The organism is uncultured Phenylobacterium sp. (assembly GCF_902826855.1).
In the GTDB taxonomy this organism is placed as follows: domain Bacteria; phylum Pseudomonadota; class Alphaproteobacteria; order Caulobacterales; family Caulobacteraceae; genus Phenylobacterium.
Window position 1 is genome coordinate 1 of record NZ_CADEGK010000023.1, and the last position, 23,850, is coordinate 23,850.

At 69.5% G+C, this 23,850-nt stretch carries 22 protein-coding genes, 1 pseudogene and 1 riboswitch; of the genes and pseudogenes, 11 read left to right on the forward strand and 12 right to left on the reverse strand.

The window, feature by feature from the left end:
- The 4 genes from QZV94_RS05395 to QZV94_RS05410 form a co-directional block, all read left to right on the forward strand.
- The coding region (locus tag QZV94_RS05395; RefSeq protein ID WP_293676783.1) for a LuxR C-terminal-related transcriptional regulator at positions 1–771 on the forward strand (771 nt) is incomplete at its 5' end.
- 109 nt (positions 772–880) lie between these two features.
- On the forward strand, positions 881–1,096 hold the full coding sequence (locus tag QZV94_RS05400) for a hypothetical protein (RefSeq protein ID WP_293676784.1): 216 nt from the start codon (positions 881–883) through the stop codon (positions 1,094–1,096).
- Between the two features lie 246 nt (positions 1,097–1,342).
- On the forward strand, positions 1,343–1,906 hold the full coding sequence (locus tag QZV94_RS05405; RefSeq protein ID WP_293676785.1) for an ECF-type sigma factor: 564 nt from the start codon (positions 1,343–1,345) through the stop codon (positions 1,904–1,906).
- Entirely contained in the window at positions 1,899–4,298 is a 2,400-nt protein-coding gene (locus QZV94_RS05410) for a serine/threonine-protein kinase (protein ID WP_293676786.1), read from the forward strand. Before QZV94_RS05405 ends, QZV94_RS05410 begins: the two co-directional genes overlap by 8 nt.
- Here QZV94_RS05410 and thiC read toward each other — a convergent pair whose 3' ends face one another.
- Positions 4,299–6,149 (reverse strand): phosphomethylpyrimidine synthase ThiC, encoded by a 1,851-nt coding sequence (gene thiC / locus QZV94_RS05415; protein ID WP_293676787.1) that lies wholly within the window; start codon positions 6,147–6,149, stop codon positions 4,299–4,301.
- Between the two features lie 40 nt (positions 6,150–6,189).
- Positions 6,190–6,297, reverse strand: a riboswitch (TPP riboswitch).
- Positions 6,298–6,409: 112 nt separating this feature from the next.
- Between thiC and QZV94_RS05420 the strand changes: the two genes are divergently transcribed.
- The 3 genes from QZV94_RS05420 to QZV94_RS05430 all read left to right on the forward strand — a co-directional run bounded on the left by QZV94_RS05420 (position 6,410) and on the right by QZV94_RS05430 (position 8,691).
- Positions 6,410–6,844, forward strand: a complete 435-nt coding sequence (locus tag QZV94_RS05420) for a hypothetical protein (protein ID WP_293676788.1) — start codon at positions 6,410–6,412, stop codon at positions 6,842–6,844.
- A 126-nt stretch (positions 6,845–6,970) separates the two neighbouring features.
- Positions 6,971–7,987 (forward strand): D-cysteine desulfhydrase, encoded by a 1,017-nt coding sequence (locus tag QZV94_RS05425; RefSeq protein WP_293676789.1) that lies wholly within the window; start codon positions 6,971–6,973, stop codon positions 7,985–7,987.
- Positions 7,987–8,691, forward strand: coding sequence for an aspartate/glutamate racemase family protein (locus QZV94_RS05430; RefSeq protein WP_293676790.1), 705 nt, complete (start codon positions 7,987–7,989; stop codon positions 8,689–8,691). Before QZV94_RS05425 ends, QZV94_RS05430 begins: the two co-directional genes overlap by 1 nt.
- A 7-nt stretch (positions 8,692–8,698) precedes the next feature.
- Here QZV94_RS05430 and QZV94_RS05435 read toward each other — a convergent pair whose 3' ends face one another.
- The 11 genes and pseudogenes from QZV94_RS05435 to QZV94_RS05480 all read right to left on the reverse strand — a co-directional run bounded on the left by QZV94_RS05435 (position 8,699) and on the right by QZV94_RS05480 (position 17,696).
- Positions 8,699–9,541, reverse strand: coding sequence for a neutral zinc metallopeptidase (locus QZV94_RS05435; protein ID WP_293676791.1), 843 nt, complete (start codon positions 9,539–9,541; stop codon positions 8,699–8,701).
- Positions 9,542–9,547: 6 nt separating this feature from the next.
- On the reverse strand, positions 9,548–9,898 hold the full coding sequence (locus tag QZV94_RS05440) for a hypothetical protein (protein ID WP_293676792.1): 351 nt from the start codon (positions 9,896–9,898) through the stop codon (positions 9,548–9,550).
- 31 nt (positions 9,899–9,929) lie between these two features.
- Positions 9,930–10,499 carry a tetratricopeptide repeat protein gene (locus QZV94_RS05445; protein WP_293676793.1) on the reverse strand — a complete coding sequence of 190 codons (570 nt, stop codon included), beginning with the start codon at positions 10,497–10,499 and terminating at the stop codon, positions 9,930–9,932.
- Between the two features lie 103 nt (positions 10,500–10,602).
- Complete coding sequence (locus QZV94_RS05450; protein WP_293676794.1) at positions 10,603–11,823, reverse strand: PQQ-dependent sugar dehydrogenase; 1,221 nt, start codon at positions 11,821–11,823, stop codon at positions 10,603–10,605.
- Between the two features lie 244 nt (positions 11,824–12,067).
- Positions 12,068–12,295, reverse strand: a pseudogene (locus QZV94_RS25100) (GFA family protein); the annotation flags it as partial.
- Positions 12,296–12,372: 77 nt separating this feature from the next.
- Positions 12,373–12,780 (reverse strand): MaoC/PaaZ C-terminal domain-containing protein, encoded by a 408-nt coding sequence (locus QZV94_RS05455; protein ID WP_293676795.1) that lies wholly within the window; start codon positions 12,778–12,780, stop codon positions 12,373–12,375.
- A gap of 10 nt (positions 12,781–12,790) precedes the next feature.
- A complete protein-coding gene (locus tag QZV94_RS05460; protein WP_293676796.1) occupies positions 12,791–13,306 on the reverse strand; it encodes a MaoC family dehydratase N-terminal domain-containing protein in 516 nt (171 codons plus the stop codon).
- Between the two features lie 90 nt (positions 13,307–13,396).
- Positions 13,397–15,448, reverse strand: coding sequence for a catalase (locus QZV94_RS05465; RefSeq protein WP_293676814.1), 2,052 nt, complete (start codon positions 15,446–15,448; stop codon positions 13,397–13,399).
- A gap of 149 nt (positions 15,449–15,597) precedes the next feature.
- Positions 15,598–16,095, reverse strand: a complete 498-nt coding sequence (locus QZV94_RS05470) for a hemerythrin domain-containing protein (protein ID WP_293676797.1) — start codon at positions 16,093–16,095, stop codon at positions 15,598–15,600.
- 86 nt (positions 16,096–16,181) lie between these two features.
- On the reverse strand, positions 16,182–16,889 hold the full coding sequence (locus QZV94_RS05475) for an ankyrin repeat domain-containing protein (protein WP_293676798.1): 708 nt from the start codon (positions 16,887–16,889) through the stop codon (positions 16,182–16,184).
- A 30-nt stretch (positions 16,890–16,919) separates the two neighbouring features.
- On the reverse strand, positions 16,920–17,696 hold the full coding sequence (locus QZV94_RS05480; RefSeq protein ID WP_293676799.1) for a class I SAM-dependent methyltransferase: 777 nt from the start codon (positions 17,694–17,696) through the stop codon (positions 16,920–16,922).
- 272 nt (positions 17,697–17,968) lie between these two features.
- Here QZV94_RS05480 and secA point away from each other — a divergent pair, with 272 nt between their 5' ends.
- From secA to QZV94_RS05500, 4 genes are all read left to right on the forward strand, one after another.
- Complete coding sequence (gene secA / locus QZV94_RS05485) at positions 17,969–20,740, forward strand: preprotein translocase subunit SecA (RefSeq protein ID WP_293676800.1); 2,772 nt, start codon at positions 17,969–17,971, stop codon at positions 20,738–20,740.
- Positions 20,741–20,949: 209 nt separating this feature from the next.
- Positions 20,950–21,549, forward strand: coding sequence for a TetR/AcrR family transcriptional regulator (locus QZV94_RS05490; RefSeq protein WP_293676801.1), 600 nt, complete (start codon positions 20,950–20,952; stop codon positions 21,547–21,549).
- Positions 21,550–21,608: 59 nt separating this feature from the next.
- On the forward strand, positions 21,609–22,757 hold the full coding sequence (locus QZV94_RS05495; RefSeq protein WP_293676802.1) for an epoxide hydrolase family protein: 1,149 nt from the start codon (positions 21,609–21,611) through the stop codon (positions 22,755–22,757).
- A gap of 84 nt (positions 22,758–22,841) precedes the next feature.
- The gene (locus QZV94_RS05500) at positions 22,842–23,849 is read left to right on the forward strand and encodes a low specificity L-threonine aldolase (protein ID WP_293676803.1); all 1,008 of its coding nucleotides are present in this window, start codon (positions 22,842–22,844) and stop codon (positions 23,847–23,849) included.
- The last annotated feature ends 1 nt before the right edge of the window (position 23,850 follow it).

Genomic DNA, 23,850 nt, shown 5'->3' on the forward strand with positions numbered 1-23,850 from the left:
TACTACAACGACTTCATGCGGCCTCAGGACATCGAGTCGGTGATGATGATCCGCCTAGCCGCCCATGGGCTGGACGTCAGTTCGCTCACGGTGAACCGGCCGCGGTCCGGCGAGCCATTCGGACCGCGCGAGGTGACTCGCGCCAAGCGGTATCATGGAGACCTTCGCCGGGCCTTCCGACTGACCGAGGCGCTCACGGGCAGCGGCGTCGCCGACGACACCCTCGAGAACAGCCAGGCTCCCGCCGGGGACGCCGTGTTCCTGCTGGACGACGACGGGACCCTGCGCCGCATGAACGCCGCCGCCGAACGGCTGCTGACGCGGCGGGACGAGCTTAGCGCCGCCGGCGGGCGGCTGGCAGCGCCCAACGATCCATCGGGTCGACTAGAGGCGCTCATCGCGGCGGCCGGCGACCGGTCTTCAGCGGATCGCGCCGCCGGCTCGATGAGCCTGCGCGCCAGCGAGGCGCGGCCGCCGTTGTCGATCACCGTGGCGCCGGCCCGGTCCGACCGGCTCGCGGTGTTTCGCCACAGGCCGGCGGTGATCGTCTGCGTCGCGGAATCGGGCTCCGACGACGGCGTGCGCCTGACCGCGCGTGAGCGCGATGCGCTGTCCTGGGTGGCCGAAGGCAAGTCGGACTGGGAGATCGCGGTGATCCTCGGCCTGTCGGAGACGACGGTGCGCTTCCACGTCGACAACGCGCGCCGAAAACTGGGAGCCGTGAACCGCGCCCAGGCGGTCGCCCGGCTGTTGTCGGGGCGCCGCGACTGACGACCAACCGGCCCTGCGCAACAGTGTCGCATCGCGCCGGCGGTAAGCATTTGGCATTCCAGGGCTCGATAGGTTCGGCGACATCGCGACGCCAGCCGGGGAGTTTCTCATGTCCTTCACGTTCACCCAGAAAGACCTCACCGAGTGGGGCTCTGCGCTGCTCGTGTTCGTCTCCGGCGCCACCACCGGCCACTACGCCGCCACCGGCATGAACGCCATCCAGTGGATGGGCGCCGCTGCGGCCGTGCTCGGCTCGGTCGCCGTCGCCGTCGCCGTCCGCGTCTGGCCGGCCAAGACCGGCGCGACGGTGAAGGCCGAGGACTAGGCTCCTCCCGCCGGCCGGAAGTTGGTTCGAGGCGGGACCGGTGCGCCCAGACAGGCCTGCACGGGCGGGGTGACACGGAACCGCCGCACCCGCCCGGACGCACCGGATGAGAGCGGACCCCGCCTCGAGATACCGCTCATGAGGTGAAGGCGCCGAAACCGGCGGCCACGGGTCAGGCCGCAGGCTTTTTCTCTTCTGAGGGGCGCGCGCTTGCCAGGGCCGGAGCCGCTCCGCACAATCGCGGCCATGTTGAAGCGTGCGCCGAACGACGAGGTCCGCGTGCTGCTCGCCGCCTGGCGGGCCGGAGACCGAGGCGCACGTGACCGCCTGTTCGCGATGCTCTACGCCGAGCTCGGCTTGACCGCCTCGGCGATGCTGCGGGGCGAGCGGGACGTCTCGCTCTCCATCGGCGACCTTGTCCACGAGACCATCATCAAGCTGATCGCCTTGGACCAAATCGACTGGCAGGACCGGGCGCACTTCATGGCGCTGACTTCGGTGATGATGCGCCGCGCCCTGATCGAGCATGTGCGCGCCAAGCGCACGGCCAAACGCCAGCACGTAAAGGTGGAGCTGCACACCAACTTGCCCGATGTCGGCAACGCCGACCTGGACGAGATCAACGAGGCGCTGAACCGGCTGGGTCGGATCGACCCCGAGCGGGCCGAGATCGTCGAGATGCGCTACTTCGGCGGCATGGAGGTCGCCGACATAGCGGTGGTGTTGAAGCTGTCGGAATCAACCGTGAAGCGGCGGTGGCAGGCCGCGCGGCTGTGGCTCTACGAAGCGCTCCAGCCGCAGGATGGCTGAGCGGCGACCACCCCGCTCGGTCGAGGCCCTGGCCTTGGATCTGGTCGAGCGCGCCATGGACCAGCCGTCCGACGCGCGGGCCGCCTGGATTGGCCGGCAACAGGCGCCGGCGGCGGTGCGCGATCGCGCCCTGGCGCTGCTCGCGGGCAGCGCGGGCGCTGCGGCCCTGCTCCCAACGGGCGGCGCGCCGGGGGCCGCCGGGGAAGCGCCGCTGCCCGAGCAGATCGGGGCCTACCGGGTCACCGGCCTGATCGGCCAGGGCGGCATGGGGGCCGTCTATCGCGGCGAACGGACGGCGGACTTCGACCACACCGTGGCGATCAAGGTGATCCGGCCAGGCGCGCTCTCCAGCGCCCTGATCGAGCGCTTCCGGCGGGAGCGGCAGACCCTGGCGCGGCTGGCGCACCCGCATATCGCGCGGCTGTTCGACGGCGGCGAGACCACGGCGGGCGAGCCCTACATCGTCATGGAGTATGTCGAGGGTCGCCCGCTGGACGCCTGGCTCGACGAGGCGGCCCCGGGACTCGCCGCGCGGCTGGACCTTTTCCACGCCACGGCTTCTGCGGCGGCGTTCGCCCACCAGAACCTGATCGTCCACGGTGACCTGACGCCCGGAAATATCCTGGTCGACGCGGCCGGACAGCCCAAGCTGATCGACTTCGGGATCTCCTCGCCCGCCGCCGCAGAGAGCGCCGCCGCGCCACGGGCGCCCACGGGCAAGGCGGGCATCCACACCCCCGGCTTCGCCGCGCCGGAGCGCATTGCCGGCGCACCCTCGACGACCTTGTCGGACATCTACTCGCTGGGCCAGGTCCTGGCCTGGCTGACCAAGGGCGACCCTCAGGCCGACCCCGAGCTTGCCGCGATCATCGCCAGGGCCACGGCGGAAGACCCGGCGGACCGCTACTCGACCGTCGAGGCGCTGCGCGACGATGTGGCGGCGCATCGCGGAGGCCATCCGGTCGCCGCCATGGACGGCGGGCGGGGCTATGTGTTCGGCAAGTTCGTGCGCCGCCATCGCCTCGGGGTCGGCGCCGCCGCCACTGCGAGTGCGCTGCTGGTCGCCGCCCTGGGCGCGACGCTGGTGGCCAATTCGCGCGCCGAGGCCGCGCGCGCCGAGGCCGAATCCCGGTTCCAGCAGACCCGGCAGATCGCCACCACAATGCTGTTCGACGTCTACAACGAGGTCAGCAAGGTCCAGGGATCGACCAGGGCCCGCGAAGTGCTGGCGCGGACGGGCCTTGCCTATCTTGACGCCTTGACCGCCGATCCGGACGCGCCGCGCGACGTGCGTGTGGAAGCCGGCCGCGGCTACGTCCGATTGGCGCAGGTCACCGGCAGCGGCCAGCAGAGCCAGCTCGGCCGCGCGGCCGACGCCAACACCCTGCTGAAGAAGGCGGAGACGGTTCTCCGCGAGGCCTACGCCGAGGCGCCGGATGACCCCAAAGTCCGCCTCGGCCTCGCCGATGCGCTGATCGAGCAGTCCGGCGTGAACCTCTACAACAACAGTGAGATCGCGCTGGCCCGCAGGCAGGCCGTCGAGGCGCAGGGTCTCCTGGAGCCGTTCGCGGCGCGGGATGCGACTGCGGCGCGGCTCTATGCGGTCGCGGTGCAGGCCGAGGGCGATTCCCACGGCTGGGACGGCGCCTACGCCAAGAGCCTCGAGCCCTTCCACCGCGCCGAGGCCTTCATCGCCGCCCTGCCCCCGGCCTTGCGTGACAATACCGGGGTGATGAAGGCGCAGTCGGCGATCCTGCGGCTGCGGGCGGAGGCGCACCATGAGCTCGGCGATGACACCACGGCCCTGCCCGCCATGGACCGCGCGGTGGCGCTCAACGAAGAGCTGGTGAGGCGTGAGGCCGGGTCACCGGAGGCGAATCGCAAGCTGGCGATCTCGCTGTGGTATCGCGCCGTCCTCCTCAGCGCGCTGGGACGCGACGTCGAAGCCTACGCCTCCGTCGACCGTGGGGTGGCGATCACCCGGCGGATGCGCGCCAAGGACCCGGCCGACAGCGGGGTGCTAGGCCTGTTCGCCATCGTCGGCGAGGTGCGGGCCATGGTTCTGGCCGACCTGCGGCGGTTCGCGGAGAGCTACGCCATGGCCGACGAGGTCCTGGCCGCCCACCGGCAGATCGTGGCGTCGTCGGATAACGCCGCCGGCCCGCGCCGCAGCATGGCGGCAACCCTCAAGAGCATCGGCGGCGTCTACTACAACGGCGGCCGATACGCGCAGGCCTGCGTGACCTGGGCCCAGGCGCGCGGGGTCTACCGCGACCTCGATCGTGCGGGAAAGTTGACCGGCCACGACCGGACCAACACGCTCAGGGGCATCGACGACTGGATGGCCGCCGCCTGCGACCCGCCCCGAAAGGGGATCGCAGGCGAGGTCTGACTATTCCGCCGGCGCCACCGGCACCAGGATCTCGCCGCCGGTGTCGCGGAACTTCTGGCTCATCTGCGCCATGCCCGCCTCGATGTCGTTCTGGCCCATGTCGTTCTGGCCGCGGGCGGCGTCGCGGATGTCCTGGCTGATCTTCATCGAGCAGAACTTCGGGCCGCACATGGAGCAGAAGTGGGCGGTCTTGAACGCCTCCTTCGGCAGGCTCTCGTCGTGGTATTCGCGCGCGGTCTCCGGGTCGATGCCCAGGTTGAACTGGTCCTCCCAGCGGAATTCGAACCGGGCGCGACTGATGGCGTCGTCCCAGGCGCGCGCGGTGGGGTGGCCCTTGGCGAGGTCCGCCGCATGGGCCGCCAGCTTGTAGGTCATCACGCCGACCTTCACGTCCTCGCGGTTCGGCAGACCTAGGTGCTCCTTGGGCGTGACGTAGCAGAGCATCGCCGTGCCGAACCAGCCGATCATGGCCGCGCCGATCGCCGAGGTGATGTGGTCGTAGCCGGGGGCGACGTCGGTGGTGAGCGGACCCAGCGTGTAGAACGGCGCTTCGGCGCACCACTCGAGCTGCTTCTCCATGTTCTCGCGGATGAGATGCATGGGGACGTGGCCCGGGCCTTCGTTCATCACCTGGACGTCGTACTCCCAGGCGATCTTCGTCAGCTCGCCCTGGGTCTTCAGCTCGGCGAACTGCGCCTCGTCGTTGGCGTCGGCGATCGAGCCGGGGCGCAGGCCGTCGCCGAGCGAGAAGCTGACGTCGTAGGCGCGCATGATCTCGCAGATCTCGCGGAAGCGCGTGTAGAGGAAGCTCTCCTGGTGGTGCGCCAGGCACCACTTGGCCATGATCGAGCCGCCGCGCGAGACGATGCCGGTCATCCGGCCTGCCGTCATCGGGATGTAGCGCAGCAGCACGCCGGCGTGCACCGTGAAGTAGTCCACGCCCTGCTCGGCCTGCTCGATGAGGGTGTCGCGGTAGACCTCCCAGGTCAGCTCCTCGGGACGTCCGCCCACCTTCTCGAGCGCCTGGTAGATCGGCACGGTGCCGATCGGCACCGGCGAGTTGCGCATGATCCACTCGCGCGTCTCGTGGATGTTCTTGCCGGTCGACAGGTCCATCACCGTGTCGGCGCCCCACAGCGTGGCCCAGCGCAGCTTCTCGACTTCTTCCTCGATCGACGACGACACCGCCGAGTTGCCGATGTTGGCGTTGATCTTCACCAGGAAGTTGCGGCCGATGATCATCGGCTCGAGCTCGGTGTGGTTGATGTTGGCCGGGATGATGGCGCGGCCGCGGGCGATCTCGTCGCGCACGAACTCGGGGGTGCAGAAGTCGGGGATCGAGGCGCCGAAGTCTTCGCCGTCGCGGATGAAGGGGTCGTTGGCCTGGCGGCGCAGGTTCTCGCGGATCGCCACGTATTCCATTTCCGGCGTGATGATTCCGCGGCGGGCGTATTCGAGCTGGGTCACGTTGGCGCCGGGCTTGGCGCGGTAGACGCGGCGGGGCGCGGTGAACTGCGGCGCCAGGTGGGCGCCCTTGGCGAAGCCGTTGTCCTCGGGCTTCACCTCTCGCGGGTTGGCCACGAGATCGACGTCGCCGCGGGAGACGACCCAGGGCTCGCGGGTCTTGGACAGGCCCCGCTCGATGTCGATGTCCGGGTTAGGGTCGGTGTAGGGGCCCGACGGGTCGTAGAGCGTCAGCGCCGGTTCGTTGGCCGAGGGGTGCACGGCCACCTCGCGGAATGGCACCCGGATGTCGGGCCAGATCACGCCGGGCTGGTAGACCTTCTTCGACCCCGGGCGTTCGCCGGTGGGGATGCTTCCGGGCTGCAGCTGACCGATCGGCTTGTTCATCGTGGGCTCCGTCTCGCAAAACGGATCACGGGCGAGGATCGGGTGAGTAAGCGCCCTTCCCTTCGCCGGCATGACCCGGATCAGGTTCGACGGGTCGTGGGCTCACCCACCTCTCAGCCGCTCAAGCGCGGCCCCCCGAGGAGGCTTGGAGATTAGGCCCGAAGGCCAGGCCGGGAAAGCGGATTTCGGCAAATGTGAAGACGCTGAACCCGCGCTCACGTATTCTGCATTAACGAGGGGACGTTTAGGAGCTGAACGCCATGAGACTGGCCATCATCACCCTCGCCGCCACGACCCTCGCGATCGTCGGCGGCGCCGCGGCCATCGCCGCCAAGGAGCCGAAGCCGTCGCCACTGGGCCCGCCGCCACCGGCAGGGACGGGGTTGCCCAGCGGCCAGTGCATCCGCAGCGACGATATCCGCAACCACACCATCGCCGATCGCAGCACGATGCTGCTCGCCGTGGAGCGCAACAAGACCTACCGGGTCACGGTGGACAGCGCATGCCTCGGGGGCGCGACCAGCTCGGACCCGATCATAACCCGCCAGCCGCCAGGCAGCCGCATCATCTGCAAGCCTATCGACCTGGACCTGGCGGTCTCCAAGGGCGGCTTCCCCAGCCAGTGCATCGTGCGTTCCATCGTGCTGATGACCCCGGCGGAGGTCGCGGCCCTGCCGCGGAAGCTGAAGCCTTGAGGATCGCGCTCGCCGCGGCCCCGACCGCGGCGAGCGTCGCGACGACCCCCGGACGGTGAAGGTGGCGCGGCCGGACGCCGGCTCTCCAGCGGTTGCGGCGCCAGCCCGCGCGGGCTAGGCCGGGCCATGCATTTCGCCCGCTTCGGTCCGGTCCGCTTCGCCCACCTGCCCACGCCGTTCGAGCCGCTGCCGGGCCTGACCGAGCATCTGGCCCGACCGGGTGGCGGCGGACCGGCTTTGTGGATCAAACGCGACGACTGCACCGGCCTGGCGGGCGGCGGCAACAAGACCCGCAAACTCGAGTACCTGGTCGGCGATGCGCTGGCCAACGACTGCGACACCCTGGTCACGCAAGGGGCGATCCAGTCGAACCACGTGCGCCAGACAGCGGCGGCGGCGGCGCGGTTCGGGATGGGCTGCGAGGTCATACTGGAAGCGCGGACCGGATCGCAGGCGGTGGACTACAACCGCTCCGGCAACGTGCTGCTGGACGAGCTGCTGGGGGCGAAGCTGCGCACCGTGCCGGGCGGGACGGACATGACCCTCAAGCTGGCGGAGGTCGCCGCCGAGGTCGCCGACGCCGGCGGGCGCCCCTATGTGATCCCTGGCGGCGGCTCCAACGCCATCGGGGCGCTGGGCTACGCCGAATGCGCGCTGGAGCTGGTGGCTCAGGCCAATGCCGCCGGGGTGGAGATCGACCGCATCGTCACCGCCACGGGCAGCGCGGGCACGCAGGCGGGGCTGGTTGCCGGCCTTGCGATCATGGGCGCCGACATTCCGGTGCTGGGCATCGGGGTGCGCGCGCCGCAGGAGGCGCAAGAGGCCAGCGTCTTCCGCCTGGCGCAGGAGACCGCGACCCTGCTGGGCCACCGCGATCGGGTGACACGCGAGATGGTGGTCGCCGACTGCGATTATGTGGGGGCCGGCTATGGCCTGATCGACGACGGCGTCGTCGAGGCGCTGAAGCTGGCGGCGCGCACCGACGGCATCCTGCTGGACCCGGTCTATTCCGGAAAGGCGATGAAGGGGCTGATCGCGCTTTCGAACGCCGGCGCCTTCGACGGTGAGACCGTGGTCTTCCTGCACACGGGCGGGGCGCAGGGATTGTTCGGCTACCAGTCCGAGCTGGAAGGAAAACTCTGATGTCGAACACCTCGCTCACCCTGGGCGTCATCGGTGGCATGGGCCCGGCCGCGACCGTGGAGTTCCTGGGGCGCGTGCAGGCCTACACGCCGGCCCAGCAGGACCAGGACCACATCCGCATCATCGCCGACATCAACCCCAAGGCGCCGGACCGCAACGTTCCCGGCTCCAACGCCGGGGCCGTGCTGGCGGAGATGGCGGGGGCTCTGGCGGGCGCGGGGGCCCAGGTATTGGCCATGCCCTGCAACACCGCCCACGCCCATGCGGACCTCATCCAACGCGCCAGCGGCCTGCCCCTGGTGGACATGATCGACCTCGGCGCCCAGGCGGCGCAGCGCAATGGGGCCATGCGCGCGGGTGTGCTGGGGACCAAGGGGGCGCTGAAGCTCTACCGCGAGTATCTGGCCGCCAGGGCCATGGGAATGGTGGCGCTGCCGCCCGAGCGGCAGGAGGCGTTCATGGTGACCCTCTACCGGATCAAGGCCGGCGACCTGGGGAGCGATGTGAAGCGCGAGATGGCGGCCCACGCCGAGGCGCTGCGCGCCGCCGGCGCCGAGGTGCTGATCGCCGGCTGCACCGAACTGCCGCTGGTGCTGCAGCCGCATGACGTGCGGCTGGACCTGGTCGACCCGGGCGACCTGCTGGCGCGTCGCGCGGTGGGCGTGTGCCTGGGGTGGGAACCGCTGCCCCACATGCCGGGCTGAGCTCCCTCTAGAGCTGGGCGCTCCGGAACGTGTCACACTGGGCGGGGTCGCCGGTCTCCGCGCCCTTCCGGAACCAGCGGACCCGCTGCGCGGAGGTGCCGTGCGTGAAGGCGTCGGGCATGACGCGGCCCTGGGACTTCCTCTGCAGGGTGTCGTCGCCGACGGCGGAGGCGGCGTTGAGGCCGTCTTCTATGTCGTTCGGGTCCAGGGAGACCTGGCCGTTCGAAACCGCGGCCGCGCGCGCCGCCCAGACGCCGGCGTAGCAGTCGGCCTGCAGCTCCAGGCGCACCGCCCCGCTCTCGGCCCCCTGCATGCCCATCCGTCGGGCCTGGTCGCTGGCCCCGGTCAGGGTCTGGACGTGATGGCCGATCTCGTGGGCGATGACGTAGGCCCGCGCCGCCTCGCCGCCGGCGCCCAGCTTGGTCTCCAGATCATCCCAGAAGGTGAGGTCCAGGTAGACCTTGCGGTCGCTCGGACAATAGAACGGGCCCATCGCCGACTGCCCCGTGCCGCAGCCGGTGCCCGTCGCGCGGTCGTAGAGCACCACGCCTGGGGGCGTGTAGCTCTCGCCGGAGGCGCGGAAGACCTCGGTCCAGACATCATTGACGTTGGTGGCGACCACATCGACGAAGCGGCCGGCCTCGTCGGCCGGCGTGCCGCGCACGCCTTCCTGCGTCGCCACAGGGCCGCTGCCCACCGCGCTCAGGGTCGCCGAGGGGTCAGCCCCGAACACGAAATAGCCGATCAGCGCCAGGATCACGCCGCCGACTCCGAGCCCGCCCGTGCCCACGGCGCCCATGCCGCGCCGGTCTTCGATCCCGCCGCCGCCGCGGCCGCCTTGCCATCGCATGAGTGTCTAGCGCCTCGGTTGTGACGCGTCGCGGACCCGCCGATTGGAGTCGGCGAGCGCGGCGTCGGGGATGGAGGGAAGGTTCCTCGGGACCGCTGCGGAGGTCGACGATGGGGTGGTCACGTCCGTGTAAGGCAGCTCGGGGACGCGCACGCCCTCGCGCTGGATGCGCAGGTCGGTGATTGCTTGCTCGGTCCGGAGGCGCGATTCCAGGGCGCCCAGTTCATTGGACAGCGCCACGGCGCGCCGGGCGGCCGCCTCCTGCTGGGCGCGCAGGTTCTCGACGTCGGCGAGGGTCGACTGCGCGGCGGCAGGCGCCGCGGCGGCGAGAAGGAAGGCGACGGCGACTGTGCGCATGCTGGCCATATAAGCGCGCAACGGCTGGAGGCTAGCGCTGTTCCACGGTGAAGCGGGAGAGCTCCTTCAGGGGCATTTCCCAGCCGGGCTTGAGCTCGAGCGCCTTCTGGTAGTCGAGGTAGGCGGCCTTCATGTCGTCCAGGCCCTCGAAGGCGAGCGCGCGGTTGAAGTAGGCCTTCTCCGGCTCGTCGACACCCAGTTCGATCGCCTTGTTGATGTCGGCCAGACCCTCGGCGAAGCGCTTCTGACCGACCGATGCGGCGCCGCGGTTCACATAGGCCTCCCCGAACGCTGGATTCTCCTCGATGGCGCGGTTGAAGTCGGTTTGGGCCGAAGCGTACTCGCGACGCCGCAGCTTCAGGATGCCGCGGTTGACGTAGGTCCCGGCCCGGTCGCGCGGGTTCATCAGCTCCGACTCCAGCGCCTCGGTGCAGATGTTCTCGAAGTAGGGTCCCTTCTGGCCATTGAAGGCGGCCAGCGAGCATTCCTTGGCCTTGCCGCCGCCGATCACCGTGACGGCGGCGCCGGCTGTGGATGCCCAGGCCAACGCCGCCACGGCGGTGGCCGCGGCGAGACCGAACATGCGGGCGGTTGGCGACATCACAGGGCTCCGGTTGGCGCCGCCGACGTTCCGCTCGTCCCGGACCCGTGTCAATTCCAGCGGCTTGTGGCGGCGACCCGCGGCGCCCTGGGCGGGCGCGACCCTACTTCGGGGTCAGCTTCACGATCGCGCCAATCGGGCCGCCCTTCAGGAGGTAGACGGCGCCGTCGGGGCCCTGGCGGATGTCACGCCAGTAGTTGGGCTCCACGGGCAGGCGCTCTTCGCCCACGACGCGCTCGTTCTTCACCGTCACGCGGGTGATATGGCCGCCGGGGAGGCCCTGAGGCAGCATGCCGCTGATCAGCAGGCTGCCCTTCCACGCCGGGAACAGGGCGCCGGTGTAGAGGATGGCGCCGGACGGGGCGATGACCGGATCCCAGTAGTAGAGCGGCTGTTCCATGCCCGGCCGCTGGGTCTCGCCGCCGGTGATCGGCGCCTTGGCCGGGCCGTAGTTCACGCCGTAGCTGATGGTCGCCCAGCCGTAGTTCTTGCCCTTGCGCGCGATGTTGATCTCGTCGCCGCCCTGCGGGCCATATTCGACCGTCCACAGCTCGCCGGTCTGCGGGTGGATGGCGGCGGCCTGGATGTTGCGGTGGCCGTAGGACCAGATCTCCGGCCGGGCGCCGGCCTGGCCGACGAACGGGTTGTCCTTCGGGACCGAGCCATCGGCGTTGAGCCGCACGATCTTGCCGACCAGGCTGCCCAGGTCCTGCGCCTGCTTCTGGCCTTCGCCGACGTAGCGGTCGCCCTGGGTGATGAACAGCTTGCCGTCCCTGGCGAAGGCCAGGCGCGAGCCGAAGTGGAGCGGCGAGGCGATCGCCGGAACCTGGTGGTAGATCACGGTGAGGTCGTCGAGGCGCGGCTGCGGGCCGTCCACGAGCTTTCCGCGCGCGACGGCGGTGTTGTTCTTGCCGCCCGCCTGGGGCTCCGAGAAGCTCAGGTAGACGAGGCGGTTGGCAGCGAAGGCCGGGTCGATGGCCACGTCCAAAAGGCCGCCCTGGCCGCCGCTCATCACCGCCGGCGTCCCCGCCACGGGTTCGGAGACCGCGCCGTCCTTGGCCACGATGCGCAGGGCGCCGGCCTTCTCGGTCACCAGCATGCGGCCGTCCGGCAGGAAGGTCATGCCCCAGGGGGATTTCAGGCCCTTGGCCACAGTGGTCGTCTGGAACTGGACGCCCAGCTTCTGTTCCGGCGCCCGGGTCTGGCCGGCGAAGGCGGGCTTGTAGGGCGTGATCGGCGCCCGGTCCTCGACGCCAGCGGCGCGAGCCATCGCCGGGGCCGCCAGGATCGCGGCCACGCCTAGCACCTTCAAGATCACCGACATCTGCAGTCCCCGCTTCAGGTGGGCGCCTTCTACGGCGCCGGCGTGGTGCGAGGGAAGCCGGACGGTTCACGGCGCAGGGCGGACCGGATGGCCGGCGAACTGCGGGGCCTCGTCGCCGATCGCGCACCAGGCCGGCTTGTCCGCCACGAACTCGTGGAAGCGGGATGCGGACCCCGGGATCGTCGTCGAGAAGGTGCGCGGAGATCGGGAAGCTATCGGCTTCCGCCCCAAGCTCACCCAGGGCCGAGCCGCACTGGCGGCAGAAGGTGCGGACAAAGGTGAAGGGTGGCTGCGGCTCGCACCGGGCTACGGCCTCCTGGCCGGACAACCAGCGGACGTCGTCACGCTTGACGAACACGAAGGTCGAGGCGCCCAGCTTGCGGCAACGCGAGCAGTGGCAGGCGGCCATCATCGACGGCGGCTGAGCCAGTTCAAAGCTCACAGCCCCGCATGCACAGCTTCCGCGGATCATCCGGGCCTCCCGTCTCGGCTACGAGACGGAGACTGCCACATCCCTGCTGCCAGCCCTGTCAGCAGGGCCGGAGGAAGCTAGTCGACGCGGGCTTCGGCGTATCCCGACAGCACCTCGACGCCGTTCTGGTTCACCGTCTTGACGTCGAACTTGGCGATGCCGCCGCCGACTTCGGTCACCGTGGCGGTGGCGTCCAGGGTGTCGCCCGGCCAGACCTGGCTGGTGAAGCGGACGCCGTACTTGGTCAGCCGCGCGTCGCCCACGTAGTCGGTGAGCATCTTGCCGGTCATGCCCATGGTCAGCATTCCGTGCGCGAAAACGGATGGATATCCAGCCACCTGGGTGGTGAAGATCTCGTCGGTGTGCAGCGGGTTATAGTCGCCGGAGGAGCCGGCGTATTGGACGATCTGGGTGCGCTTCAGGTCCTCGACCAGGCGCGCGGAGTGGGTGTCGCCAATCTTCAATTGGCTGGCTTTCAAGGGCATCGGGACCTCCTTACGCCTTCGCCGGAGCGGGTTGTTCGACGGGGCGCTCGGTGCGCACGCCGACGCCGCGGGCGGTGACCACCAGTTCGCCCTTCTGGTCGCGGTACTCGGTGACGCTCTCGGAGAACACCAGCTTGCCCGAGCGCTTGCCTTCCTTCTCCCAGGTCTTGCCGGGGAAGGTCTTGGCGGTGAGCACGTCGCCGGGCCTCACCGGCCGGTGGTATTCGTAGTGCTGCTCGGCATGCAGACCGCCGCCGTTGCCGCCGCCACCGCCGCCGCTGGTCGCGCGGGTGATGCCGGTGGCCTTCCCGCCCGAGCCGAACCAGGGCTGGCCGGGCTTCGGCCGCAGGACATAGTCCGGATCGAACTGGGCCGAGGCCTGCACGAAGGTGGGCGGGGCGATGATGCCGCCGGCCTCGGTCTGCTTGGCGGCCTCCGCGTCCGTGTAGACCACGTTCTCGTCGCCGATCGAGCGGGCGAACATCAGGATGTGGCTCGCTTCCACCGGGAAGTCTTTGACGGCCATGGCGTTCCCTCTTGTTGGCGCGGCTCCTTGCCGGAGCTCAGCCGTCAACTGAGCGGCTTTACCTAGGGCCCGTCAACACGGACGACCGTCTCAGGGCACGCGCCGCACCCAGGGCTCGCGGTCCCATATGCGGCCACCGGCGGCGCGCGCGAGGAAGTCGTCCACGGAGGTCTGCGCGAAGGAGACCAGGCCCGGATCGTTGTCCGGCTTGGCGTCGATCCCGGCCTTGACCAGCATTGGCGCGGCGGCCGGCGTGTAGGCGATGACCTTCAGGTGCCCGTAGGCGTCGCGCACGAAGTTCACGGCCTCGGCCGAGAGCGCCAGCTCGGCGCCGCCATCCACGGATGGCACGACCGCCACGGCGTCGAACAGCACCGACGGGCCGCCCTCGATCTTGTGGTCGGCGGGAAGCAGCACGCCGTCGTCGGTCACCACCCCGCCGATCGTCGGCGCGACGACCTGGAACACCGCGCCGGCGGCCAGGACCGCGGCCTTGAGTTCCGCCACCAGCTTGGCGTCAGACCCGTCGGTGACCATGCAGCCGACCTTGCGGCCCTCCAGCGTGGCGATCGCCTTCTGCAGGATGCTGAGCGCGGGCGACGGGTCCATGGCCTTCGCCGGAACGGGGGCCTCGGCGGGTACGATCGGCTCACGCAAGCCGAGGCCCGCGGCGACCCGCCCTGCCAGGGTCTGGTCGATGTGGATTAGCCGCGCCAGAACGGCGGCCCGCACCCGCGGCACGACGCACTTGCTGAGCTCGAACACCAGCGCGGATATGATGTGGTTCTGCTCCGGCTCGGTCTGGCTGGCGAAGAACATGCGCGCCTGGGTGTAGTGGTCGGCGAAGGTCTCGGGCCGCACCCTCAGTTGGTCCCCGGCCTCGGGGTTGGGGAAGGTGCGGAAGCCGCGCGTTGCCGACTCTCGCTTGATGTCGGGGCCTAGGCTGGAGGGCTCGTAGTTCACCTGGCCGGCGGGCGCGTCCATCCGCATGTGGCCGTCGCGCTGCAGGTTGTGGAACGGGCACTTGGGCTGGTTGATGGGGATCTGGTGGAAGTTGGGTCCGCCCAGCCGGCTCAGCTGGGTGTCGAGGTAGGAGAACAGCCGGCCCTGCAGCAGCGGGTCATTCGTGAAGTCGATGCCCGGCACGACGTTGCCCGCGCAATAGGCCACCTGCTCGGTCTCGGCGAAGAAGTTGGTGGGGTTGCGGTCCAGCACCATGCGGCCCACGACGCGCAGCGGGATGACCTCCTCGGGGATCACCTTGGTCGGGTCCAGGACGTCGAAGTCGAAGCTCGCCGCCTGCTCGGCGGTGAAGGTCTGCAGGCAGAATTCCCACTCGGGGAAGTCGCCGCCCTCGATGGCCTCCCACAGATCGCGGCGGTGGAAGTCGGGGTCGGCGCCGTTGATCTTCACCGCCTCGTCCCAGACCACCGACTGCATCCCCAGCCGCGGGCGCCAGTGGAATTTCACGAAGGTGGAGGCGCCCTGGGCGTCGACCAGCCGGAAGGTGTGCACCCCGAAGCCTTCCATCATGCGGTAGCTGCGGGGAATGGCCCGGTCGGACATGGCCCACATGATCATGTGCATGCTCTCGGGTGTCAGCGAGATGAAGTCCCAGAAGGTGTCGTGGGCGGTCTGGGCCTGCGGGAACTCGCGGTCCGGGTCCTGCTTGGCCGCGTGGATGAGGTCAGGGAACTTGATGGCGTCCTGGATGAAGAACACCGGGATGTTGTTCCCCACCAGGTCGAAATTGCCTTCAGCCGTGTAGAACTTCACCGCGAAGCCGCGCACGTCGCGGGCCACGTCGAACGAGCCCTTGTTGCCGGCGACCGTCGAGAAGCGGGTGAACACCGGGATGCGTTCGCCCGGCCGCTGGAGGAAGTCCGCGGCGGTCACGTCGGCGCAGCTCTCCAGGCACTCGAAGAACCCGTGGGCGGCCGAGCCGCGGGCGTGGACCACTCGCTCGGGGATGCGCTCGTGGTCGAAGTGCATGATCTTTTCGCGCAGGACGAAGTCCTGCAGCAGCACCGGGCCGCGCGGGCCGACCTTCAGCGAGTTCTGGTTGTCGCTGATCGCCACGCCCTGGTTGGTGGTGAGGGTCGTCTCGACGCCGCCCGCCTCCTGGTGCAGCTCGCCGCCCATGCCGAGCGTGGTCGGGATCTCGGTCGCCGGCGGTTCACCGGCGGTCTTCTGACGCGCGGCCTTGGGCTGGGAGGGCTGGGAGGTCTTGGTCTTGGCCATGGGGCGTCCTTTGCCGGCGCTGAGCCGGGAATGAATGGTGTGTGTAGGGGTCAGGCTGCGGGGTTCATGGCCGTGAGCAGCGCCATCAGCTCCGCCTTTCGAGCCGCCATCCGGCCGCCCAGCGCCTTGAGGTCGAGGCCGGCCTCGCGGACCTTTGGGAAGAGCTCGCCCTCCTCCTCGCCCACGTGATGGCGAACCTGTTCGCCCAGCACCTTGACCTTGGCGTCGTAGAGCGGCTGGCCCGGCGCCATCGCCTCGATCTGGGCGACCAGCGACTTGGCGCCCATGTGCTCGACCAGCGCCTCGTCCAGCAGGTCCGTCTCGCCGGTGGCGTCGCGGGCGGCCGGATAGAATATCTCCTCCTCGATCTGCGCATGCACCCTCAGGGCCAGGCAGATCCGGTCGGCCAGTTGCTGCTTCTCGGCCGGCGTCGTCGCCTGCTCGAAGGCCGAGAAATCGGCATCCACGTCGCGGTGGTCGGCTTCAAGAAGCTCGATCGCGTCGAGCTGCCCCTCGCGTCCCTTGGTCTTGGTTTCGGCTCTGGCCATGTCGCCCTCCATCCTGCTGGCCCCACAACTCCGATGCGCGACCTGCGTTCCTGAGGCGCCGCAAGACAGGCGGCAGTGACCTGTTCCTAGCCGGGCGAGGCCGGGAACAGAGCCGCCAGCGCGCGGTATGCGGGATCCCGCTTGCGGCTGAGGATGGCGGCGGCCGTCTTGCCGTTCGCGTCGGGGATGTCGCCGCGGGCGCCCAATGCGATCATCGCGGCCAGGCGCTCGGGCGGGCTGTCCTTCCCCAGCATCATGTGCAGCGCCGTGCGACCGTCCTTGCCCAGGGCGTTGGGGTCGCAGCCTTGCCGCAGCATCTCCTCGGCGCCGTCGAAGCGGCTCCAGCCAACCGCTTCCAGGAACATCTCGTCGCGCACGGGCGCCTTGTGCGCGCAGAGCAGTCGGATCGCTTCCACGTCATTGTTCCACGCGGCGGCGAACAGGCTGTGGTCGGGGTCACAGCCCTGTTCCAGCAGGAAGCGCGCGAGGGCCAGGTTCCGCCCGCGCGAGACCGCGAACCACAGCGGCGTCGCCCGCCACTCGTCGTTCTCCCCCTCGGTGAAGGCCGCATCGTTCATGTCCAGGCCGCGGGACAGGAGGTCGCGGGCGATCGCGACACTAGCCGCCTTCTTTCCTGGATCGCCTTCCGCCGGCTGGGCGGCAACCAGATGCAGCCAGGTGCGGCCGCGCTCGTCGCGCACGTCCAGCAGGTCCGGCCGCGCGTCCAGGCCCGCGGCGACGCCCGCCACGTCGAACGCCTTCACTCGCTCCGTGATGCTCGTCTTGGAGGCCATGGCCCATGCGAGACCAGGGCCCCCAGGTCGTCAAGCCGCCCGTACCGCCTCGAACGTCCAGCCCCGGTCGGCCTGGCGGGGCGCGCGAGAGCGGTCATAGCCGCCGGTGACGCTGACGCCGGTGAAGCCGGCCGCCTCCAGCAGGAGGCGGAACTCGTCCAGGCCCCAGTAGCGCTGAGCCATCACGTCGATCTGGGCTTCGACAAGCTGGTGGCCGCGCCAGCGTTCGTAGCGGTAGGTGGTCTCCGCCCGCTGGGCGAACCAGTCCGTCAGCGTGCGGACGCCCTCGCAGGTGAGCAGGTCGCCGCCCGGCGCGGTCCAGCGGCGGCGATCCTGTGTCTGGGAGCCCAGGAAGGCCAGGCCCTGGATATCCAGCACCAGCACACCTCCGGGCTCCAGATGGTCGCGAAAGCGCCGCAACACCGCGTGGGCTGCCGCGAAGTCGTCGATCAGGGTGAAGGTCCCGACAGGAACGACGATCGCGCCGAACTTCCGAGGATAGCGGAAATCCTCGAACCGCTGCTGGCTGAGGTCTGGTGCGTAGCCCGCCGCCTCGCAGCGCGCCCGGCAGCGGGCCAGCATGTCGGGGCTCTGGTCGAAGCCGGTCACGTCCAGCCCGGCCTCCAGGAACGGGACCAGGGTGCGGCCGGTCCCGCAGGCCGGCTCCAGGATCGGGCGATCGAAGCCCGCAAAGCGCTCCAGGTGGAACCGGGTGTCCGGCAAGGCTCCGAACGGTTTGTCGACGTCGTAGATCTCGGCGGCCAGCTCGCCATAGCGATTGGTCGCCGTCGTGGCGTTGGAAAGCATTCCTGTGGTCTCTGAAACGGAGGGAAGAGCCGCGCCTGGGCTCATCGCCCCGGCGCGTCGCGTGGCCGGCGGTGTCCCGCGGCGGTTATGGCGACTAGGCCTTCATAGTGCGCCGAGCTTAGCTGCAGCGCCACCGCGGCGCCAGTCCCGACCTCGCGCGACGGGGGCGGCGCGTTGACTTGAGGGGGTGCAGTCCTTAAGTCAGCCACGCCCCAAAAGAGCGCTTTTCCAGGCGGGCGAAGGGCCCGATCGCCGCCTAACGGATACTCCCTTTGAGCATATTCCAACGCGTCTTCGGTTCCTCCAACGACCGCAAGGTCAAGGGCATGCAGGCCCGCGCCCTCAAGATCACGGCGCTGGAGCCGAAATTCCAGGCGCTGAGCGACGACGAGCTGCGCGCCAAGACCGCCGAATTCCGCGAGCGCTTCGCCAAGGGCGAGACCCTCGACCAGCTGCTCGACGAGGCGTTCGCCGTGGTCCGCGAGGCCGCCCGCCGCGTGCTGGGCCAGCGGCACTACGACGTCCAGCTGGTCGGCGGGATGATCCTGCACTACGGCGGCATCGCGGAGATGCGGACGGGCGAAGGCAAGACCCTGGTCGCCACCGCTCCGGTTTACCTGAACGCGCTGGCCGGCAAGGGCGTGCACGTCATCACGGTCAACGACTACCTGGCCCAGCGCGACAGCGAGTGGATGGGGCAGGTCTACCAATTTCTCGGCATGAGCGTCGGCGTGATCGTCCACGGCCTGTCGCAGGCCCAGCGGCAGGCCGCTTACGGCAGTGACATCACCTACGGCACCAACAACGAGTTCGGCTTCGACTACCTGCGCGATAACCTGGTCTACGACGTCTCGGAAATGGTCCAGCGCGGCCACCACTTCGCGATCGTCGACGAGGTCGACTCGATCCTGATCGACGAGGCGCGCACGCCCCTGATCATCTCGGGCCCGACCGAGGACCGGTCCGATTTCTACCGGACCATCGATCTCGTGGTGAAGGAGCTGGTCCAGGACAAGTCCACCTACGACTTCGACGAGAAGCAGCGTCAGGTGATCCTGACCGAGGAGGGCTCCGAGATCGTCGAGGAGATGCTTCAGAAGGCCGGCCATCTGGATCCGGACACCACCGGACTCTACGACGCCGCCAACGTCTCGGTGGTCCACCACGTGAATCAGGCGCTGCGCGCCAACGTCCTCTACGTGCGCGACAAGGACTACATCGTCCGCGCCGGCGAGGTGATCCTGATCGACGAGTTCACCGGCCGCATGATGCAGGGCCGCCGCCTGTCGGAAGGCCTGCACCAGGCCATCGAGGCCAAGGAAGGCGCCGTCGTCCAGCCCGAGAACCAGACACTGGCATCGGTGACCATCCAGAACTACTTCCGCCTCTATTCCAAGCTCTCGGGCATGACCGGCACGGCCGCCACCGAGGCCCAGGAATTCATCGACATCTACAAGATGGACGTGGCCGAGATTCCGACCAACCGGCCCGTGATCCGCATCGACGACGACGACGAGGTCTACCGGACCGCCGCCGAGAAGAACCGCGCCGTCACCCTCCTGATCGAGGACTGCTACCGGCGCGGCCAGCCGATCCTGGTGGGCACGGTCACGATCGAGAAGTCCGAGCAGCTGTCGGAGATTCTGAAGGCCCACACCTTTGAACTCGACGGCAAGACCATCAGGGGCATCCCCCACAACGTCCTGAACGCGCGCTTCCACGAGCAGGAAGCCGCCATCGTCGCCGATGCGGGCGTCCCCGGGGCGGTGACCATCGCCACCAACATGGCCGGCCGCGGCACCGACATCCAGCTCGGCGGCAACGTCGACATGAAGGTGATGAAGTGGCGCGAGGAGCAGCTCGACGCCGGCGTCGACGTGACGCCCGCCGAACTGCTCGCCAAGAAGGCCGTGATCGAAGCCGAGATCGCCGACCTGAAGAAGCAGGCGCTCGCCGCCGGCGGCCTGTTCGTCCTCGGCACCGAGCGCCACGAGAGCCGCCGCATCGACAACCAGCTGCGCGGCCGCACGGGCCGCCAGGGGGACCCCGGCCACTCGAAGTTCTTCCTGTCCTGCGAGGACGACCTGCTGCGCATCTTCGCCGGCGAGCGCCTGGACTCGATCATGCGCACCTTCGGCGTCCAGGAAGGCGAGGCGATCACCCACAAGTGGCTGAACTCGGCCATCGCCACCGCCCAGAAGCGCGTCGAGCAGCGCAACTACGAGATCCGCAAGAACCTGCTGAAGTACGACGACGTCATCAACGACCAGCGCAAGGCCGTGTTCGAGCAGCGCCAGGAATTCATGGAGGCCACCGACCTACGGGAGATCCTCACCGAGTTTCGGATCGACACCATCAACGACCTCGTCGCCCGCCACCTGCCGCCCAAGGCCTACGCCGAGCAGTGGGATGTCGAGGGGCTGGACACCCAGGTGCAGCACTTCCTGGGCCTGCAACTGCCGATCGCAGAGTGGGCCGCCGAGGAAGGCATCGCCAACGACGAGATCGAGGAGCGCATCCTCAAGGCCGCTGAGGCCAGCGCCGCCGAGCGCGATCAGATGGTCACGGCTCAGACCGGTCCTGACTATCTGCGGAACCTCGAGAAGAGCTTCCTGCTGCAGAACATCGACATGCAGTGGCGCGAGCATCTGATGCACGTCGACCACCTGCGAACGGTGATCGGCCTCCGCGGCTATGGCCAACGCGACCCGCTGAACGAGTTCAAGACCGAGGCCTTTTCGCTGTTCGAAAAGCTGCTGGTCGACCTGCGCCAGAACGTCACCCGCTGGCTGATGACCATCGAATTCCAGTTCGAGGAGCCACCGCAGCCGCAGCAGGGTCAGACCTTCGAGGTGCACCTCGACCCGCTGACCGGCGAGAACGAGCTGGAACAAGGCTACATCCCCGACGGCGTTTCAGCCGAACAGCGCGCCGCCCTGCCGCTCACCGCCCTGCCCGATGGCTGGCAGAACACTGGCCGCAACCAGCCCTGCCCCTGCCGCTCCGGCAAGAAGTTCAAGCACTGTCACGGGGCGCTGGTCTAGGCGCCGACGGCCGTCGGACAGGTGGTGGCGCAGCGTACCCGGTCGCCTGCAGATCAGCGTGCCGGGGTGAGCCGGAGCGATGCTGCCGCCTTGTGCCGGCGGCGCCCTCGCCCCAAGGGTCAGGGGCAGATGGAGTATTTGTCTTACGTTGTAAATTTTACCGAGGGAGGATAGGCCTTGGCAGGGCTTGTGTGGATCGAGCGAGTCGTATGCCGCGTGTGCTGACCGAGACCGATGTCGCGGACTTCCGGGACCGCCTCTGCCAGGCCGCCGAGCGGCTGTTCGCGGAGCGGGGTCCGGACGCCGTGACCATGCGCCAGTTGGCCGCCGAACTGGGCGTTTCGCCGATGACGCCCTACCGCTACTTCGAGGACAAGGACGACATCCTGGCCGCCGTCCGGACCAGCGGCTTCACCCGCTTCGCCGAGCGGCTGGAAGCCGCGCGCGCGGGCGCTGCCGACTCCCAGGCCCGCGGCGAGGCGGTGGGCGAGGCCTACGTCGCCTTCGCCCTGGAGAATCCGCACTCCTACAAGCTGATGTTCGACCTCAACCAGCCGAACGTCGAGAAGTACCCCGAACTGATCGCCGCCGGAGCGCGCGCGCAGGCGACCATGACCGATCACGTGAACGAGTCGATCGCCTGCGGCCGCTACGCAGGCGAACCGCAACAGATCGGGCTGATGATGTGGGCCGCCGTGCACGGGATCGTCGTGCTGCAACTTGCCGGCCTGTTGCCGCATGGGGTGGCGCGCGACCTCTATCACGCGATGAACGCCACCCTCGCGCGCGGCCTCTCCCCACCCGTCTGACCGCTTGACGCACCCGGCGGCAAGGGCATGTGCTGACGCACCCTTTCGGAGGCGCTGCCATGGCCAAGATCAAACCCTTCGAGGTCCGCTGGACGCCAGCGGAGGTCGACGCGGTGCTGGACCGCGTGCGGGCCTACCCGTGGCCCGTGACGCCGGAGGTCCCGGACGGCTGGGCCTACGGCTGCGACGCCACCTGGCTGAAGAGCCTCTGCGCGTACTGGACCGGTCGCTACGATTGGCGCGCCGCCGTAGCCGACCTCAACCGCTTCCCGCAGTTTACCGCGCGGATCGAGGACTTCGACATCCATTTCCTGCACGTGGTGGGCGAGGCAGGCGGCAAGCGGCCGCTGATCGTGACCCACGGCTGGCCGGGCTCGCACTATGAGTTCTGGCAGGCGATCGAGAAGCTGGCCTTCCCCTCGCGGTTCGGCGGCGATCCGGCCGACGCGTTCGACGTCGTCGTCCCCTCCCTCCCCGGCTTCGGATTCTCGTCCAAGCCGACAAGCCCTATCGGTCAGCGCGCCACGGCGCGCCTGTTCAACACCCTGATGACCGAAGTCCTCGGCTATCCGACATACTTGGCGCAGGGGGGCGATTGGGGCGCGGTGGTCACCTCCTGGCTGGCGCGCGACTTTCCCGTCCACGCGCGCGCCATCCACCTCAACATGCTGGTCTTCCGGCCGCCCGGCCCGCCACAGGGCGAGGCGGAGATCGCCTGGGCGGCGCGGCAGGAGGCGGCCGGCGCCCAGATGGGGGCCTACATGCGACTGCAGGTCTCCAGGCCGCAGTCGATCGCCTGGATGGGCGCCGGCAACCCGGTGGGCCAGGCCGCCTGGATCGCCGAGCAGTTCCACGACTGGTCGGACCTGTCGGCCAAGTCCATCGACGAGGCCTTTCCACAGGACCGCCTGCTCACCAACATCATGATCTACGTGATGACCGGCAGCTTCACGACCGGCGCCTGGTACTACCGCGGGCTGGTGGAGGAAGGCGGCCTGGGGTTCGAGCCTGGCCACCGCCTGGAGGTCCCTACGGCCTTCGCCAATTTCCCCGGCGAGCCGCTGTACGAGGGCCCGCCGCGCTCCTTCGCGGAGCGGGCCTACAACATCGTCCGCTGGACGGACATGCCCCGCGGCGGCCACTTCGCGGCTATGGAGGAGCCGGACCTATTCGTCGAAGACGTGCGCGCCTGGGCGCGGGAGGTCTGAGGCCCGCACACGCCCCGTCACCCAATGCCGGACGACGGCTTTGGGGGTTGTCGGGCGGCGGCCAGCCCCTAAAGCATCGCAGCCATGGCCCGCTACGACTTCGCGTCCGACAACACCGCGCCTGCCACGCCGGAGGCGATGGCCGCTCTGGCCGAGGCCAATACCGGCTTCGCGTCCGGGTACGGCTCCGACCCGGGCAGCGCGCGCGCCGCCGACCTGGTCCGCGCGATGCTCGACGCCGACGCCGAGGTCCGCTTCGTGGCATCCGGAACGGCTGCCCACACCATCTCGCTCGCAGCGCCCTGCCGGCCGTTCGAGAGCGTTCTGGCGCACCACCACGCCCACGTCTGCACCGACGAGACCGGCGCACCGGGCCTGTTCGGCCACGGACTGGGGCTGACGCCCCTGGCCGGCGCGTCCGGCAAGATCGCCCCCGCGGCCCTGGCCGAACCGCTGGGCGCGCCGGACGTCTCCTACCGCCAGCCGGTGGCGGCTCTGTCGCTCACCAACGCCACGGAGTACGGCACGGTGTACTCGACCGCCGAACTCGCCGCCCTGACCGCCCCGGTGAAGGCGAAGGGCTACGGTGTGCACCTGGACGGCGCGCGGCTGGCCAACGCCGCGGCCGCGGGCTTCGACGTCAAGGCCATCGCGGGGCTCGGCGTGGACATCCTGGTGGTCGGCGGAACTAAGGCCGGCATGCCGCCGACCGAGGCGGTGGTGATCTTCGACCGCGCGTTGGCCCGGCGCTTCGACGCAAGGCTGAAGCAGGCCGGCCAGTTGCCCTCCAAGGGCCGGTTCTACGCCGCGCCATTCATCGGCATGCTGCAGGACGGGGCGCTCGACCGCCACGCCGCCCACGCCAACGCCATGGCCACGCGGCTGGCGGCGGCCATGCCCTTCAAGGTGGCCCATCCGGTTCAGGCGAACGGCGTCTTCGTTGAGATGGATGAGGCGCGCCTGCGGGCGCTCCATGCCTCCGGTTGGTTCGTCTACCGCTTCCTCGATGGGTCGGTGCGGTTCATGTGCTCCTGGGCGACCACCGCGGAGGCGGTCGACGAGCTCGGCGAGGCGCTGCGCCGGATCGCGTGAC